The sequence below is a fragment of the Paraburkholderia sediminicola genome (assembly GCF_046026895.1).
GTDB lineage: Bacteria > Pseudomonadota > Gammaproteobacteria > Burkholderiales > Burkholderiaceae > Paraburkholderia > Paraburkholderia sediminicola_C.
Genome location: NZ_JAQQEU010000058.1, coordinates 15,156 through 30,218, shown reverse-complemented (window position 1 = coordinate 30,218; position 15,063 = coordinate 15,156). Strand labels below are relative to the sequence as shown.

11 protein-coding genes are annotated in these 15,063 nt (G+C 64.6%); 9 read left to right on the top strand and 2 right to left on the bottom strand.

Features of this window, described 5'->3' with window-relative positions; genetic code table 11:
- Positions 1-36 precede the first annotated feature (36 nt).
- The 7 genes from pilM (at position 37) to PQR02_RS29520 (ending at position 7,415) form a co-directional block, all read left to right on the top strand.
- Positions 37-1,029 carry a type IV pilus biogenesis protein PilM gene (pilM, locus tag PQR02_RS29550; protein ID WP_408239887.1) on the top strand — a complete coding sequence of 331 codons (993 nt, stop codon included), beginning with the start codon at positions 37-39 and terminating at the stop codon, positions 1,027-1,029.
- 47 nt (positions 1,030-1,076) lie between these two features.
- Complete coding sequence (locus tag PQR02_RS29545) at positions 1,077-1,751, top strand: fimbrial assembly protein (protein WP_408239884.1); 675 nt, start codon at positions 1,077-1,079, stop codon at positions 1,749-1,751.
- Complete coding sequence (locus PQR02_RS29540) at positions 1,748-2,677, top strand: hypothetical protein (RefSeq protein ID WP_408239881.1); 930 nt, start codon at positions 1,748-1,750, stop codon at positions 2,675-2,677. The genes PQR02_RS29545 and PQR02_RS29540 overlap by 4 nt, the downstream gene beginning before the upstream one ends.
- Positions 2,677-4,392, top strand: a complete 1,716-nt coding sequence (locus PQR02_RS29535) for a type IV pilus secretin PilQ (protein WP_408239878.1) — start codon at positions 2,677-2,679, stop codon at positions 4,390-4,392. The genes PQR02_RS29540 and PQR02_RS29535 overlap by 1 nt, the downstream gene beginning before the upstream one ends.
- A gap of 106 nt (positions 4,393-4,498) precedes the next feature.
- Entirely contained in the window at positions 4,499-5,050 is a 552-nt protein-coding gene (locus PQR02_RS29530) for a shikimate kinase (RefSeq protein WP_408239875.1), read from the top strand.
- A complete protein-coding gene (gene aroB / locus PQR02_RS29525) occupies positions 5,050-6,135 on the top strand; it encodes a 3-dehydroquinate synthase (protein ID WP_408239872.1) in 1,086 nt (361 codons plus the stop codon). The genes PQR02_RS29530 and aroB overlap by 1 nt, the downstream gene beginning before the upstream one ends.
- A 74-nt stretch (positions 6,136-6,209) precedes the next feature.
- Complete coding sequence (locus PQR02_RS29520; RefSeq protein ID WP_408239869.1) at positions 6,210-7,415, top strand: deoxyguanosinetriphosphate triphosphohydrolase; 1,206 nt, start codon at positions 6,210-6,212, stop codon at positions 7,413-7,415.
- Positions 7,416-7,577: 162 nt separating this feature from the next.
- Here the strand turns inward: PQR02_RS29520 and PQR02_RS29515 are convergent, their stop codons facing one another.
- Positions 7,578-7,958 (bottom strand): ElaB/YgaM/YqjD family protein, encoded by a 381-nt coding sequence (locus PQR02_RS29515; protein ID WP_408239866.1) that lies wholly within the window; start codon positions 7,956-7,958, stop codon positions 7,578-7,580.
- Positions 7,959-8,309: 351 nt separating this feature from the next.
- A complete protein-coding gene (locus PQR02_RS29510; protein WP_408239863.1) occupies positions 8,310-9,035 on the bottom strand; it encodes an OmpW/AlkL family protein in 726 nt (241 codons plus the stop codon).
- Between the two features lie 187 nt (positions 9,036-9,222).
- On the opposite strand from PQR02_RS29510, the gene PQR02_RS29505 reads away from it, so the two are divergent.
- Positions 9,223-9,930, top strand: a complete 708-nt coding sequence (locus PQR02_RS29505) for a transposase (protein ID WP_408239860.1) — start codon at positions 9,223-9,225, stop codon at positions 9,928-9,930.
- Positions 9,931-10,220: 290 nt separating this feature from the next.
- The gene (locus tag PQR02_RS29500; RefSeq protein ID WP_408239857.1) at positions 10,221-14,924 is read left to right on the top strand and encodes a glutamate synthase-related protein; all 4,704 of its coding nucleotides are present in this window, start codon (positions 10,221-10,223) and stop codon (positions 14,922-14,924) included.
- The last annotated feature ends 139 nt before the right edge of the window (positions 14,925-15,063 follow it).

Below are 15,063 nucleotides of genomic sequence, written 5' to 3'. Positions count from 1 at the left end.
CGAATGGTTCGTCGCGTGAGGCAGAGGGAGGGCGTGATGATGTTCAGAAATTCGTGGCTTCAGACAGTGCATTCAGGGCGGCAGCGGTTTGCCGCCGGGATCGATGTGGGTTCGCAAAACGTGCGTCTGGTGGTGGTGAGCCAGCGCTCGCGCGCACGCGGCGCTTTGTATCTCGAGTACCTCAGGACCGTGCCGCTGCACGCCGGCGCGATGGCCGGCGTCGAAATCGCCGACCGCCAGGCGGTGGCGCGCGCGTTGCGCGACGCGTTTGCCGGTCTGCCGCGTGCGTGCGCAACTCACGCTTTGCGCTGCGCGATGGCGGTGCCCGCATCGGCCACCTTGACTACCACGGTGCCGCTCGCGCGGCTCGCGGCGCAAAGCCGTTGCGGGGAAGACGGCGGACCGGCGCTGGCCGAGCTGGAGCCCGCGGTGATGGGCGAGGCGGAGCGCATCGCCGGTCTCGAAAGGCACGCGCTGGCGGTCGACTGGTTTGTCGATGAAACGCCGGCGCCGGTCCGCACGGTGAAGATCGCCGCCACTGCGCGCCAGCATCTCGAAGCGCGCATGGAATGCGCGGCGACCGCAGGCATTTCGCTCACCGCCGTCGACGGCGAACCGCATGCGGCGTTGCGCGCCATGCGCTACGCGGCAAGCCGCGAACTCGATCAGCACGAGCCGTATGCGGCGTTGTGGGTCGGCACGGACGGCGTGTACGGATGGCGCATCGTCGACGACAGCATCGCCGGCGAAATGCGCTATCCGGCGCCGGAGCATGCCGACCTGGCCGACGCGTTGCGCGATCTCGTCCAGGGACCCGTGCTCGACTGCGCGTTGGTGAGCGGCGAAATCGATCTTCTCGAAGGCGTGGGCTTCTCGCTGGCGGACATCGCGGACGTGTTGGGCTGCACGGTGCTGCCGTTCGAATGCGCCGCGCTCGGCGGTCTCGTACGGCCTCTCAGCGATGAATTGCTGCATGAGCCCGCCGGCGCCGTGGCGTTCGGGCTTGCGTTGCGCGGGGTGCTCGAATGATGCGCGGCCTTTTGCTTTTGCGCGCAGCCGGTCCGAACGCGTCGGCTGTGTCGCGCGGTACGCGGTTCGCTCAGCCGTGGCTCGGCGGTTTCAATCTGCTGCCGTATCGGCAGCGCAATGCGCGGCTCGCGCGGCAGGCTCGCGTGCGCGAATGCATGGCCGCAGCCCTCGCCGGATGTGCCGCCATCCTCGCGTTGGCCGCGTGGCAGGCGTTCGAGAAGGCGCGGTTCGATGCGCAGCGTGCGTCGTTCGAGCGGTCCGTCATGCAATTGAGCGCGCCGCTCGCGGAGCACGCGACATTGCTCCGCGCACAAGACGAGCAGCGCAAAAACGCGGCGCGTGCGGCGAGCTTGTCCGAGCCGCTCCAGCACCTGCTCGACCTGCTCGAAGCACTCAGTTTCGAACCGGGCGACGGCGTGGTGTTGCGCCAATTGCGCCAGCGCGAGCACGAGACGGAACTGCTGGCGACGTCGCGCAGCCATCTCGTGTCGGCCGAGTGGCTCAAGCGTCTGAGTGCGATTCGCGGCGTGATGGGGGCGGAGATGAACGACTTGCATCGTCCAGCGACACGCGGCGGCGCGCGAGGAGATGAAAGCGCGGGCGGTCCGGTCGAGTTCGGCGCGCGCTTACGTTGGGATGAACCCGCGCCGAAAGCCGCTACGAAAGCCGGCTCCCCGGCGGCGGGGCCCTTGAAGTCCGAAGCATCAGGAGGTGCAAAATGAGTACGATCTTTTTCGAATCGGGCGGCACGGCACGCCCCCAGCTCTTCCTTTCCCAATGGCTGACGCGGCTGCGCGTGCCGCTCGATGCATGGAGCCGGCGCCGCCGCTGGGCGGTCGCGCTGCTGATCTTTGCGCTGGTGTTTGGCCTTGGCGCGCACGGCTGGATCGTCGCCGATCTCGGCGGAGTCGGGACGAGCCGCGCGGCGTTGGCGGTGAGCGTTCAGCGTCTCGCGGACGCGAGGCGCGCGCTGGCGCAATTGCCCTTGTTGCGTCGTGCCGCGGCAGCCACGCCGGTGGCGCCCGTTGTCCCGGCGACGTCGCCATGGAGTTCCGCGGACGACGTGCGCATCGTCTCCGAGCTGGCCGCGCAGAATGGCGTCGCGTTGCTTGCAGTCGAGCCCGGCGCCGCCAAGGGTGAGGGCGTCGAACGCATGCGCCCTTTGCAGTTGACCGCACGCACGGACTTCGTCCACCTGATGGCGTTTCTGCATGGACTGGCGGACCTGCCAGTGCTGATCGTTCCCGCCGACCTTACCGTTAAACAGGACGCCGCCGCGCTATCGGTGAGCGCGACGCTGCGCGTCTTTAGCGCGCTGCGGCCGGTGTCCGCGAATGACGCGGCGCACGTGCTCGACGACGCGAGCCTCGATTCGGACGACGACGAAGAGGTCGTGTTCTTCGACCCGTTCCTGCAGCCGCAGATGCGCGCAGCCGGCGAGCCGCCCGATGTTTCGCCATTGCGGCTGGTCGGCGTGCTGTGCGATCGCACGCGCGGGGTGGCCTTGCTCGATACGCCGGACGGGGCAACCACCATCCGGACGGGACAGCAGCTTGGCGGGGAACGCGTGACGAAGCTCGACACGCTCGGCATTACGCTCGTCAAAGATGGCACGACTCGCACACTCGCGCTGGCGGAGGCTTCGTGATGAGCCTCGCAACGCCGTTGCCGACCAGGTCCTCACGTGTTGGCGCTCGCCCTTCTCCGGGAGTGGGCGTGTACCGCTGCGTTCTAGTGTGTGTGGGCCTGTATGTCGGCGCTGCAGTCAGCGCTGGTATTGCGCGGGCTGCGCTGCCGCCGCTGCCAGGCTACATGCCGCTCTACGACGCCGTCGCTTCGGCCGACAGTGCGTACGGCGCGGCCCCGTTGCCGCGCGCTCAGTCCAGCGAAGTGCCGAACCCGTTTCGCGACGAGGCGGCAGACGACCCAAGCACGTCGCGAAGCGTCGCGCCATCAGGCAATGTCAATGCGGACGACTTCGCCGCCGCCGTCGAAGGTTCGGTGCCGCTTGGCAAGCAATCGGCTGCTGCGGCTCGAGACGATGCCGGCGGCTCCACTGCGCTCGAAGGTCCGCCGGTGCCGCTGCCGCCGCGCATCCGCCTGAGCGATGCGCCGAACCATGCCGCCGACTCCGCGATCGCCGCACTCCCCGCCGACGACAAACCGATCTCGCTGAACTTCCAGCGTGCCGAACTCGGCGCCGTGCTCAAGGCGTTCGCGGAGTTCACGGGGCTGAACTTCGTCGCGAGCGAGCGGGTGCGCGGCGCGGTTTCGCTGCGGCTCGACAAGGTGCCGTGGCGCACCGCGTTCGATACTCTGCTCGACGTCAACAACCTGGCGATGGAGCGTCACGGCAACGTGATCTGGGTCGCGCCAATGGCGGATCTGGCCGCGCGCGAGCGGCAACGCTTCGAAGCCCATGCGCGTGCCGCCGATCTCGAACCGCTCGCAAGCCGCACGTTCGAGCTGCACTACGCACACGCCGAGGACGTGCGGCGTCTCCTGACCGGCTCCGGCACCCAGCGCGTGCTGTCCAAGCGCGGCGCCGTGACCGCCGACCCGCGCACCAATCTGCTGTTCGTGACCGATCTCGCGGGACGGCTGGAGCAGATTGCGGCGCTGCTCGCATCCGTCGACCGTCCGACCCGTCAGGTGCTGATCGAAGCGCAGATCGTCGAGGGCGACTACGGCTTTTCGCGCAATCTCGGCGTGCGGCTCGCGCTGGCGGCCACCAGCACGGACGGTACGGCGAAGGGCTTGCGCGGCGGCACGGACGGTACGGTCTACGACCTGGCCGCCCGGCCGATTTCCGGCTTCGACGCCGCCACCGCCGGCTTGACGCTGTTCGCAGCGGGCGCGACGCGGCTGCTGAACCTGGAGTTGAGCGCGCTCGAAACCGAAGGACACGGGAAGATCGTTTCGAGTCCGCGGGTCGTCACCGCGGACCGGATGAAAGCGGTGGTCGAGCAGGGCACCGAGCTGCCGTATCAGGCCAAGGTGGGGCAGGGCGTGTCGGGCGTGCAGTTTCGCCGGGCCACCCTCAAACTGGAGGTCGAGCCGCAAATCATGCCGGACGGCCGGGTCGTGCTGGACCTCGATGTCGCCAAGGACAGCGTCGGCGAGCAGACCGACGCCGGGCCCGCGATCAACACCAAACACGTGCAAACCCGCGTCGAAGTCGAGGATGGTGGTACGGTGTCGATCGGCGGAATTTATGCGACCGACGACCGGGACGATATGACCAGGGTGCCTGTCCTGGGCAAAATACCGGTTTTGGGCGCGCTTTTCCGCAATCGGGCGCATCGCGACGCGCGTAGCGAGCTAGCTGTTTTCATCACGCCACGCGTCATTCCGATAAATTAGGGGCAGGCTGCCGCCGGTCGCCAGCCGCGGCGCGCAGGCTCGACAAGGCAGCCGCTTTGCCAGTAAGCTGCGGCACGAACCATACCGGATTAGCCAGAGGACACCGTTGCAAGCGCGGGACGCACACGCCAATGTATTTTTTGTGGGGCTCATGGGGGCAGGGAAAACCACCGTGGGCCGGGCCGTTGCGCGCCGTCTCGATCGCCCGTTCTTCGATTCCGATCATGAAATCGAGGCGCGCACGGGTGCGCGCATTCCGGTGATCTTCGAACTGGAAGGTGAAGCGGGCTTCCGCGAGCGCGAGGCGAGCGTGATTGCCGAGCTGACCGGGCGCGACAATATCGTGCTGGCGACCGGCGGCGGCGCGGTGCTGCGGCCGGAGAACCGCGCAGCGCTGCAGAACAACGGTGTGGTGATCTATCTGCGGGCCAATCCTCATGACCTGTGGCTGCGCACGCGCCGCGACAAGAATCGCCCGCTTTTGCAGACGGAAGACCCCAAGGCACGCCTCGAAGCGCTCTACGAAGTGCGCGATCCGCTCTACCGCGAATGCGCGCATTTCGTGATTGAAACCGGCCGGCCCTCGGTCAACGGACTCGTCAACATGGTTCTGATGCAGCTCGAGATGGCCGGCGTCGCCAAACATCCTGCGTCATAATGGACCGTATGATTACCGTCAACGTCGAACTGGGCGAACGCGCCTACCCTATCCATATCGGTGCCGATCTGATCGGCCAGACCGCGCTGTTCGCGCCGCACATCGCCGGCAACTCGGTCACCATCGTCACGAACACCACGGTCGATCCGCTCTACGGCGCCGCCCTGCGCGCCGCGCTGGCGCCGCTCGGCAAACAGGTGTCGACGGTCGTGTTGCCCGACGGCGAGGCGCACAAGAACCTCGCAACCCTGAACCGGATTTTCGACGCGCTGCTCGGCTCGCGCGCCGACCGCAAGACCACGCTCGTCGCACTGGGCGGTGGCGTGATCGGCGACATGACGGGTTTCGCCGCGGCCTGCTACATGCGCGGCGTGCCGTTCATTCAGGTGCCTACTACCTTGCTGTCGCAGGTGGATTCGTCGGTGGGCGGCAAGACCGGCATCAATCATCCGCTCGGCAAGAATATGATCGGCGCGTTCTACCAGCCGCAGGCGGTGATCGCCGACATTGGCACGCTGCGCACGCTGCCCGCGCGTGAACTGGCTGCGGGCGTCGCGGAGGTGATCAAGACCGGCGCCATCGCCGACGCCGATTTCTTCAGCTGGATCGAAGCCAACATCGAGGCGCTGAATCGCTGCGAACCCGCCGCCCTGACCGAGGCGGTCAAGCGCTCGTGCGAAATCAAGGCGTCGGTGGTGGCGCGCGACGAACGCGAAGGTGGACTGCGCGCGATCCTCAACTTCGGCCACACCTTCGGCCACGCCATCGAGGCCGGCCTCGGCTACGGCGAGTGGCTGCACGGCGAGGCGGTCGGCTGCGGGATGGCAATGGCCGCGGATCTTTCCGTGCGCATGGGCTGTCTCGACGAAGCGACGCGACGGCGTCTGGTCGACGTGATCGTCGCCGCGCATTTGCCGATCCGCGCGCCCGCGCTCGGCGAGGCGCGTTATGTCGAGCTCATGCAGGTCGACAAGAAGGCGGAAGCCGGCGCGATCAAATTCATTCTGCTGAAGCGTTTCGGTGAGACGCTGATCACCCAGGCGCCCGATGCCGAGGTGCACGCCACGCTGGCCGCCGCTGTCTAGAACACGACGAAGCAATTCCAGCTACGCATCACGCACCAGCGTCACGAGGCGCCGCCCATGTTTCGGAGAACCCGGTGAGTGACAGGCGCAGCGACGATGTACAGCATGACCCGGCGGCAGGCATGGCGGCGATCGCCGTGCCGACGCAGGAGGCACTCGAAGCGCATCTCGCGCCCTACGCGGCTCATTCCGCCCGGTCGCGCGGCCGCCGCTATCCTGAAGCCGCGCCCAGCGCTCGCACTGAATTCCAGCGGGATCGTGACCGCATCGTTCACTCGACGGCGTTCCGCCGGCTCGAATACAAAACCCAGGTGTTCGTGAATCACGAGGGCGACCTGTTCCGCACGCGCCTGACCCATAGTCTCGAAGTCGCACAGATCGCGCGTTCGGTTGCTCGTAACCTGCGTGTCAACGAAGACCTCGTCGAAGCGATCTCACTGGCCCACGATCTCGGTCATACGCCGTTCGGCCATGCCGGCCAGGACGCGCTGAACGAATGCATGCGCGAGCACGGCGGTTTCGAGCACAACCTGCAGAGCCTCGCGGTCGTCGACGACCTGGAGGAGCACTACGGTGCATTCAATGGCCTGAACCTGTGCTTCGAAACGCGCGAGGGCATCCTTAAGCATTGCTCGCGAGACAACGCACGACGGCTCGGCGCGCTGGGTGAGCGTTTTCTCGAAGGACGGCAGGCATCGATCGAGGCGCAGATCGCCAATGTTGCCGACGAGATCGCGTACAACAATCATGATGTCGACGACGGTTTGCGCTCGGGTTTGCTCACGATCGAGCAACTCGCCGAGGTGGAGTTATGGCAGACGCACTACGACACCGCGCGCCGTGACTTTCCGCTGATCGAAGGGCGCAGGCTGATCCATGAGACGGTGCGCCGCATCATCAATACGCTGATCGTCGATCTGATCGATACGACCAAGCAGAACCTGGTCCGCTACGCACCGGCTTCGCTGGACGCCGTGCGCGCAGCGCCTGCGCTCGTCGCGCACAGCGATGCCATTGCCGCGCAGGCTGCGGTGCTCAAGCGCTTCCTCTTCAAGAACCTGTATCGCCATTACCGCGTGATGCGCATGGCCAACAAGGCGCGTCGCGTCGTGGTCGGGCTGTTCGACGCGTTCACGGCAGATCCGCGGCTGTTGCCGCCCGGCTATCAAGCGGTGGACGAGACGCAGCAATCGCGTCTGATCGCCCACTACATCGCGGGCATGACGGATCGCTATGCGGTGAAGGAATACCAGCGGCTATTCGTGATCGACGACAACTAGGCGGCGCAAGCGCGCGTCGGCCTCGCGCATGCGGGCATCGGGGTGGCACCGGTGGGCGGTGCCGTCGCCCACTCGCCATGCCGCTCAACCACGGCGCGATCAAGATCGAGACCGCCGAAACAATGGCGGCCCCGCCGTCGCCATCAGCTGGCCTTGTGCAACTCAGCGCAACCGCGACGCGAATAGCGCGCCCGCGATCAGCGCAACGCCGCCCACGATCGCGATCGTCTGCCACGGATTTTCATGCACGTAGTGGTCGGCGTCGGAGATCGCGACTTCCGCACGTTCGCGTACCGCCTCACGGGTATCGTTCAGCCGCGAGCGCGCCGCATCGAGTTGTTTGCGAATCTTGCCGCGCAAGGCCACAGCGTCGGCCTGCGTGCCGTCGGCCAGCGTGGCTTCGAGCTCCGTCAACAGTGTGCGCAACTCGCCCGCAATGTCTTCGGCCGCGTGGCGGCTGTGGCGAGCGATGCGCCGCGCACGGCGGCTCGTACTGGTCCAGGATTCGCCGAGAGCGTCTCTCGTATTCGGAAGTGCTGTCATGGTCGCTCCGTCAGTGAGGTGAAAAGGGTTCCACGCGTTGTCGCGTCAGCCGTCACCTTGCCACGAATACACGGCGGCGCGGTGCAACGCGGGAAACACCCTTTGGACGCAACTTCGGTGCCAAACCCGCGAGCCTCTGCGCACATGGGTGCAGGTCAACGGATCGTCCGCAGATATTGCACGCGCCGACGCCCGCCCGGGTCAAATTTACAAATGCCCACGTCTGCCGCGGCGCACGCCTTTGCCTGGGCGCGCCCAATGAAAAACGCCGTCATCGGAGCGATGACGGCGTTGTCCAAGCCACCAAAATTCGACTACCCTAACTCTACAGCCCCCATTTTTCACGAAGCGTTAGAAACGGTAACCGATGTTGACGTAGCTAACGATCGGGTTCAGTTTGATCTTGGTTTGCGATTGCACGTTAAGCGTGCCGACCGGCGTGGCGGCCGCGGTGTTCAGCTTGGCGGTCGTGCTGAGCGGCAGGTAGGAGATCGACACGCCCGCGAACCAGTGCTGGTTGAACGCGTACGTGAAACCGGCATTAAACACCGGCTCCCACGAACTATCCGTTGAGACGCTGGTCGGACCATGCAGAACGTTAGCTTCGAATGCGCTGTTGGTGATCTTTGCGTCGGTGAACCAGATGCGGCTCACACCGATGCCGAGATACGGACGGAATGTGGCGGTCGGGGCATTGAAGTAGTACTTGAGCAGCAGAGTCGGGCTCCACTGTTTTGCCTGCCCCAGCTTGCCGAATTGTTCGAGGCTGCCCGAGCCGGTCAGATCGAAAGTCGGCGGGTAGCCAATAACGAATTCAGTTGCAATGTGATCTGTGACGAAGTAGCCGGCAGTAATACCGATCGTGTCGGCCGAACTGAGTTTTGCGCCGGTGTTGGGTTCGGTGATGTTGGTCGGGCTCCCGCCAATGCTTGTCACGGTCAACGGGTCGCTGCTCGATTGAGGCGAAAGATGGAACCAGCCCGTCGTGACGAAAAAGCTGCCGGCCGATTGTGCGTGCGCTGCCGTTGTCATGCAGACTAGCGCCGCCATCCCCGTTACGGCCTGTTTTAATTTCATATGTGCTCCTCCAAAAAAGGCCCGCTCATTATGACGAGAACGTTTGAAACAAACCATACGCGGCGGTTAGAGCTTTCTCCCTAAGCGCCGCGCGGTTTCTGGCTTCGCCGCTCCACGCCGAACCTTGGGCGCATGCGGTTCTTCGGACCTTCGGGTATGTACCAACGCGACTATCGGATACTCCAGCATGGCACGGCTTGCACGTCTTTATGTCCCTGACCAGCCGCAGCACGTCATCCTCCGCGGGCTCGATCAGCAGCCCGCATTCGTCGACGACCAGGACTACGAACTCTTCATCGACTGTCTGAAAGCGGCATCGCGCGACCATCACTTGTCGATCCACGCGTATGCATTGATGCCGGGCGCCGTGCAGCTGCTCGTCACGCCCACCGAGGAGTCGAGCCTGCCGAAAGCGATGCAGGCCGTCGGGCGTCGCTACGTCGCGCACTTCAATCGACGCTACGCGCGCCGTGGCACGCTTTGGGAGGGCCGCTACCGGGCCACGGTGATCGAGGGCGAGCGCTACTTCCTGCTGGCGAGCCGCGTCGTCGAGATGTGTCCGGTGCGCGCGCAACTCGTCAGCGCGCCGGAAGACTATCGCTGGTCGAGCTATCGGCACCACATCGGCCTCACGCTCGACAGCCTGATTACTGACCACCCGTTGTACTGGTCGCTCGGCAATACGCCGTTCGAGCGGCAGCGCGCGTATCGCGAGTTGTGCGAGCAGCCGCTCGACGAGCGTGAAGCCAGTCAGCTCCAGCAGGCCACGCTGAAAGGCTGGGTTCTGGGCAGCGATACCTATCGGGAATGGGCGGCGCGGGCCGCAAACCGGCGCGTTTCGCCGCTGCCGCGCGGCCGGCCGCGCAAGGTGCGCGAGACGCCGCATACGTCATAAAGCGTTTTGCATCAAGGGACTACATGGAAACGGCAGTCAGATGCCGTTTTCTTTCGCCCCTTTTTGATATGGCACCAATAAAAACAGGCTGCAATGCACCAATTTGATAATCGGGGTCTGATCACGACGTTTTATTTGCTATTCCATTGATTCGTCGCGTATATTCCGAATTCCGGCGTTTTTGATACGCGCAGCGCGCCGCTCGCAAACGCCGTCGCGGTTGCAACGCAAACTGCGGCAATAGAAAAACGGTTTAACGGCCTGTCCGGCCCCTCACAGACGGTGTCCCCATGAACGACCACCAGCAACCGATCCACCCGGTTCCCGCCGCGCAAGGTCTGTACGACCCGCAAAACGAACATGACGCCTGCGGCGTCGGCTTCGTCGCTCACATCAAGGGCAAGAAAAGCCACGAGATCATCCAGCAAGGGCTGAAGATTCTCGAGAACCTCGACCACCGGGGCGCTGTGGGCGCCGATCCGCTGATGGGTGACGGCGCGGGCATCCTGATCCAGATCCCGGACGGCTTCTATCGCGATGAAATGGCCAAGCAGGGCGTGACGCTGCCGCCGAACGGCGAATATGGCGTCGGCATGGTGTTCCTGCCGAAGGAACACGCATCGCGCCTCGCCTGCGAGCAGGAACTGGAGCGCACGGTGAAGGCCGAAGGCCAGGTCGTGCTGGGCTGGCGCGACGTGCCGGTCGACCACACGATGCCGATTTCGCCCACCGTGAAGGCGAGCGAGCCGCTGATCCGCCAGATCTTCATCGGACGTGGCAAGGACATCATGGTGACCGACGCGCTCGAGCGGAAGCTGTACGTGATCCGCAAGACCGCGAGCCACCGCATCCAGGCGCTCAAGCTCAAGCACGGCAAGGAATACTTCGTCCCCTCCATGTCGGCGCGCACGGTGGTCTACAAGGGCCTGCTGCTGGCCGGCCAGGTCGGTGTGTATTACCGCGACCTGCAGGACGAGCGCACCGTCTCGGCGCTGGCGCTGGTGCACCAGCGCTTCTCGACCAACACGTTCCCGGCGTGGGAACTGGCTCACCCGTACCGCATGATCGCCCACAACGGCGAAATCAACACGGTGAAGGGCAACGTCAACTGGCTGAACGCCCGTACCGGCGCGATCGCGAGCCACGTGCTCGGCGACGATCTGCCGAAACTGTGGCCGCTCATCTATCCGGGCCAATCGGACACCGCGTCGTTCGACAACTGTCTCGAACTGCTGGTGATGGCCGGCTACCCGCTCGTCCACGCAATGATGATGATGATCCCGGAAGCCTGGGAACAGCACACGCTGATGGACGACAACCGCCGGGCGTTCTACGAATACCACGCCGCGATGATGGAGCCGTGGGACGGCCCCGCTGCGATCGCGTTCACCGACGGCCGGCAGATCGGCGCGACGCTCGACCGTAACGGTCTGCGTCCGGCGCGCTACGTCGTTACCGACGACGACCTGGTCATCATGGCGTCGGAAGCGGGCACGCTGCCGATCCCCGAGTCGAAGATCGTCAAGAAGTGGCGTCTGCAGCCGGGCAAGATGTTCCTGATCGACATGGAACACGGCCGCATCATCGACGACAAGGAACTCAAGGACAACCTCGCGAACGCAAAGCCGTACAAGAGCTGGATCGACGCGGTCCGGATCAAGCTCGACGAGATCGAGCCGAACGCCGAGGACGTCGCGACGGAACGCCGCGAAGCCGCTGCTTTGCTGGATCGTCAGCAGGCGTTCGGCTACACGCAGGAAGACCTCAAGTTCCTGATGGCGCCGATGGCGCAAGCCGGTGAAGAAGCGGTCGGTTCGATGGGCAACGACTCGCCGCTGGCGGTCATGTCCAACAAGAACAAGACGCTCTATCACTACTTCAAGCAACTGTTCGCCCAGGTGACGAACCCGCCGATCGACCCGATCCGCGAAAACATGGTGATGTCGCTGGTGTCGTTCATCGGTCCGAAGCCGAACCTGCTGGACACGAACAACATCAACCCGCCGATGCGTCTCGAAGTGTCGCAGCCGGTGCTCGACTTCAAGGACATCGCAAAGATCCGCGCGATCGATCAGTACACGGGCGGCAAGTTCAGCTCGTATGAACTGAACATCTGCTATCCGGTGGCCTGGGGCAAGGAAGGCATCGAAGCGCGCCTCGCGTCGCTGTGTGCGGAAGCCGTCGATGCAGTCAGGTCCGGCTACAACATGCTGATCGTGTCGGACCGCAAGACCGACCGCGACAACGTCGCGATTCCGGCGCTGCTCGCCACCGCCGCGATTCACACGCACCTCGTGCAGCAAGGTCTGCGCACGAGCACGGGTCTGGTCGTCGAAACCGGCTCGGCGCGTGAAACGCACCACTTCGCGCTGCTCGCGGGCTACGGCGCCGAAGCCGTGCACCCGTACCTCGCAATGGAAACGCTCGGCCAGCTCGCGGCCGGCCTGAAGGGCGACCTGTCGGCGGAGAAGGCGGTCTACAACTTCACCAAGGCAGTCGGCAAGGGCTTGCAGAAGGTCATGTCGAAGATGGGCATTTCGACCTACATGTCGTACACCGGCGCGCAAATTTTCGAAGCGGTCGGCCTGGCTGAAGACCTCGTGCAGAAGTACTTCAAGGGCACGTCGTCGAAGGTCGGCGGCATTGGTCTGTTCGACGTCGCGGAAGAAGCGATCCGTCTGCATCGCGACGCGTTCGGCGACAACCCGATCCTCGCGAACATGCTGGACGCGGGCGGCGAGTATGCGTACCGCGTGCGCGGCGAAGAACACATGTGGACTCCGGATGCGATCGCCAAGCTGCAACACTCGGCGCGCAGCAACTCGTACCAGACGTACAAGGAATACGCGCATCTGATCAACGATCAGACCAAGCGTCACATGACGTTCCGCGGTCTGTTCGAATTCAAGTTCGATCCGACCAAGGCGATTCCACTCGACGAAGTCGAATCGGCGAAGGAAATCGTCAAGCGCTTCGCGACCGGCGCAATGTCGATGGGCTCGATCAGCACTGAAGCGCACGCCACGCTGGCGGTGGCGATGAACCGCATTGGCGGCAAGTCGAACACCGGCGAAGGCGGCGAGGACGCGAACCGTTATCGCAACGAACTGCGCGGCATTCCAATCAAGAACGGCGACACGATGAAGTCGGTGATAGGCGACGAAGTGGTCGTCGACATTCCGCTGAAGGACGGCGATTCGCTGCGCTCGCGGATCAAGCAGGTGGCGTCGGGCCGCTTCGGCGTGACGGCGGAATACCTCGCGTCGGCCGATCAGATCCAGATCAAGATGGCGCAGGGCGCGAAGCCGGGCGAAGGCGGTCAATTGCCGGGCCACAAGGTGTCGGACTACATCGGTAAACTGCGTTACTCGGTGCCGGGCGTCGGCCTGATTTCGCCGCCGCCGCACCACGACATCTACTCGATCGAAGATCTGGCGCAACTGATTCACGACCTGAAAAACGCCAACTCGGCGGCTAGCGTGTCGGTGAAGCTGGTGTCGGAATCGGGCGTGGGCACGGTTGCGGCGGGTGTCGCGAAGGCGAAGGCCGATCACGTCGTGATCGCGGGCCATGACGGCGGCACGGGCGCATCGCCGCTGTCGTCGATCAAGCACGCCGGCACGCCGTGGGAACTGGGTCTCGCCGAAACGCAGCAGACGCTGGTGCTGAACCGGTTGCGCGGCCGTATCCGCGTGCAGGCCGACGGCCAGATGAAGACCGGCCGCGATGTCGTGATCGGCGCGCTGCTCGGCGCGGACGAGTTCGGCTTCGCGACGGCGCCGCTCGTCGTCGAAGGCTGCATCATGATGCGCAAATGCCATCTGAATACCTGCCCGGTCGGCGTCGCGACGCAAGATCCGGTGCTGCGTGCGAAGTTCAATGGCCAGCCGGAACACGTCGTGAACTTCTTCTTCTTCGTGGCGGAGGAAGCGCGCGAGATCATGGCGCAACTCGGCATTCGCAAGTTCGACGACCTGATCGGCCGCGCCGAACTGCTGGATACGAAGAAGGGCATCGAGCACTGGAAGGCGAAGGGTCTCGACTTCTCGCGCGTGTTCTATCTGCCGCAAGTGCCGGCTGAAGTGGCGCGCAAGCACGTGGACGCGCAGGACCACGGCCTCGACAAGGCACTCGACCACACGCTGATCGAGAAGGCGAAGGCGGCGATCGAGAAGGGCGAGCACGTTTCGTTCATCCAGCCGGTGCGCAACGTGAACCGCACGGTCGGCGCGATGCTGTCCGGCGCGATCGCGAAGAAGTACGGCCACGACGGCCTCGCCGACGACTCGATTCACATCCAGTTGAAGGGCACCGCGGGTCAGAGCTTCGGCGCGTTCCTCGCGAAGGGCGTCACGCTGGATCTGGTCGGCGACGGCAACGACTACGTGGGCAAGGGCCTGTCGGGCGGCCGCATCATCATCCGTCCGACCAACGATTTCCGCGGCAAGTCGGAAGAGAACATCATCTGCGGCAACACGGTGATGTACGGCGCGATCGAAGGCGAAGCATTCTTCCGCGGCGTTGCGGGCGAGCGGTTCTGTGTGCGTAACTCGGGCGCGACGGCGGTTGTCGAAGGCACGGGCGACCACGGTTGCGAATACATGACGGGCGGCACGGTGATCGTGCTCGGCGAAACGGGCCGTAACTTCGCGGCCGGCATGTCGGGCGGCATCGCGTATGTGTTCGATCCGGACGGCGCGTTCGCGAGCAAGTGCAACAAGTCGATGGTCGCGCTCGATCCGGTCTTGCAACAGGCCGAACAGGAACGCACGGTCGACAAGGGCCTGTGGCACTGCGCGACAACCGACGAAGCGCTGCTCAAGGGCCTAATCGAGCGTCACTTCCAGTTCACCGGTTCGCCGCGTGCCAAAGCGCTGCTCGAAAACTGGGATGCGTCGCGCCGTCAATTCGTGAAGGTGTTCCCGACCGAATACAAGCGCGCGCTGGGCGAGCTGGCTGCGAAGAAGGCGAACAAGGAAGTGCTCGCCGCCTGACAGACCAGACTTGACGGACCAGGCGCAGCCAACCGGCTGCGTCGCCCGCAGACGTCACATTTAGCCGTACCCGCCGCCGCTCGATGATTCGACGCGCGGCGGGTGTAGATCACCCCACCTGATACAGATAGAGAAGAGA

Coding starts and splice junctions, on each gene's coding strand:
- PQR02_RS29515 (WP_408239866.1), bottom strand. CDS start 7,958: ATGACAGCACTTCCGAATACGAGAGACGCTCTCGGCGAATCCTGGACC.
- PQR02_RS29540 (WP_408239881.1), top strand. CDS start 1,748: ATGAGTACGATCTTTTTCGAATCGGGCGGCACGGCACGCCCCCAGCTC.
- PQR02_RS29510 (WP_408239863.1), bottom strand. CDS start 9,035: ATGAAATTAAAACAGGCCGTAACGGGGATGGCGGCGCTAGTCTGCATG.
- aroB (WP_408239872.1), top strand. CDS start 5,050: ATGGACCGTATGATTACCGTCAACGTCGAACTGGGCGAACGCGCCTAC.
- pilM (WP_408239887.1), top strand. CDS start 37: ATGATGTTCAGAAATTCGTGGCTTCAGACAGTGCATTCAGGGCGGCAG.
- PQR02_RS29535 (WP_408239878.1), top strand. CDS start 2,677: ATGAGCCTCGCAACGCCGTTGCCGACCAGGTCCTCACGTGTTGGCGCT.
- PQR02_RS29500 (WP_408239857.1), top strand. CDS start 10,221: ATGAACGACCACCAGCAACCGATCCACCCGGTTCCCGCCGCGCAAGGT.
- PQR02_RS29505 (WP_408239860.1), top strand. CDS start 9,223: ATGGCACGGCTTGCACGTCTTTATGTCCCTGACCAGCCGCAGCACGTC.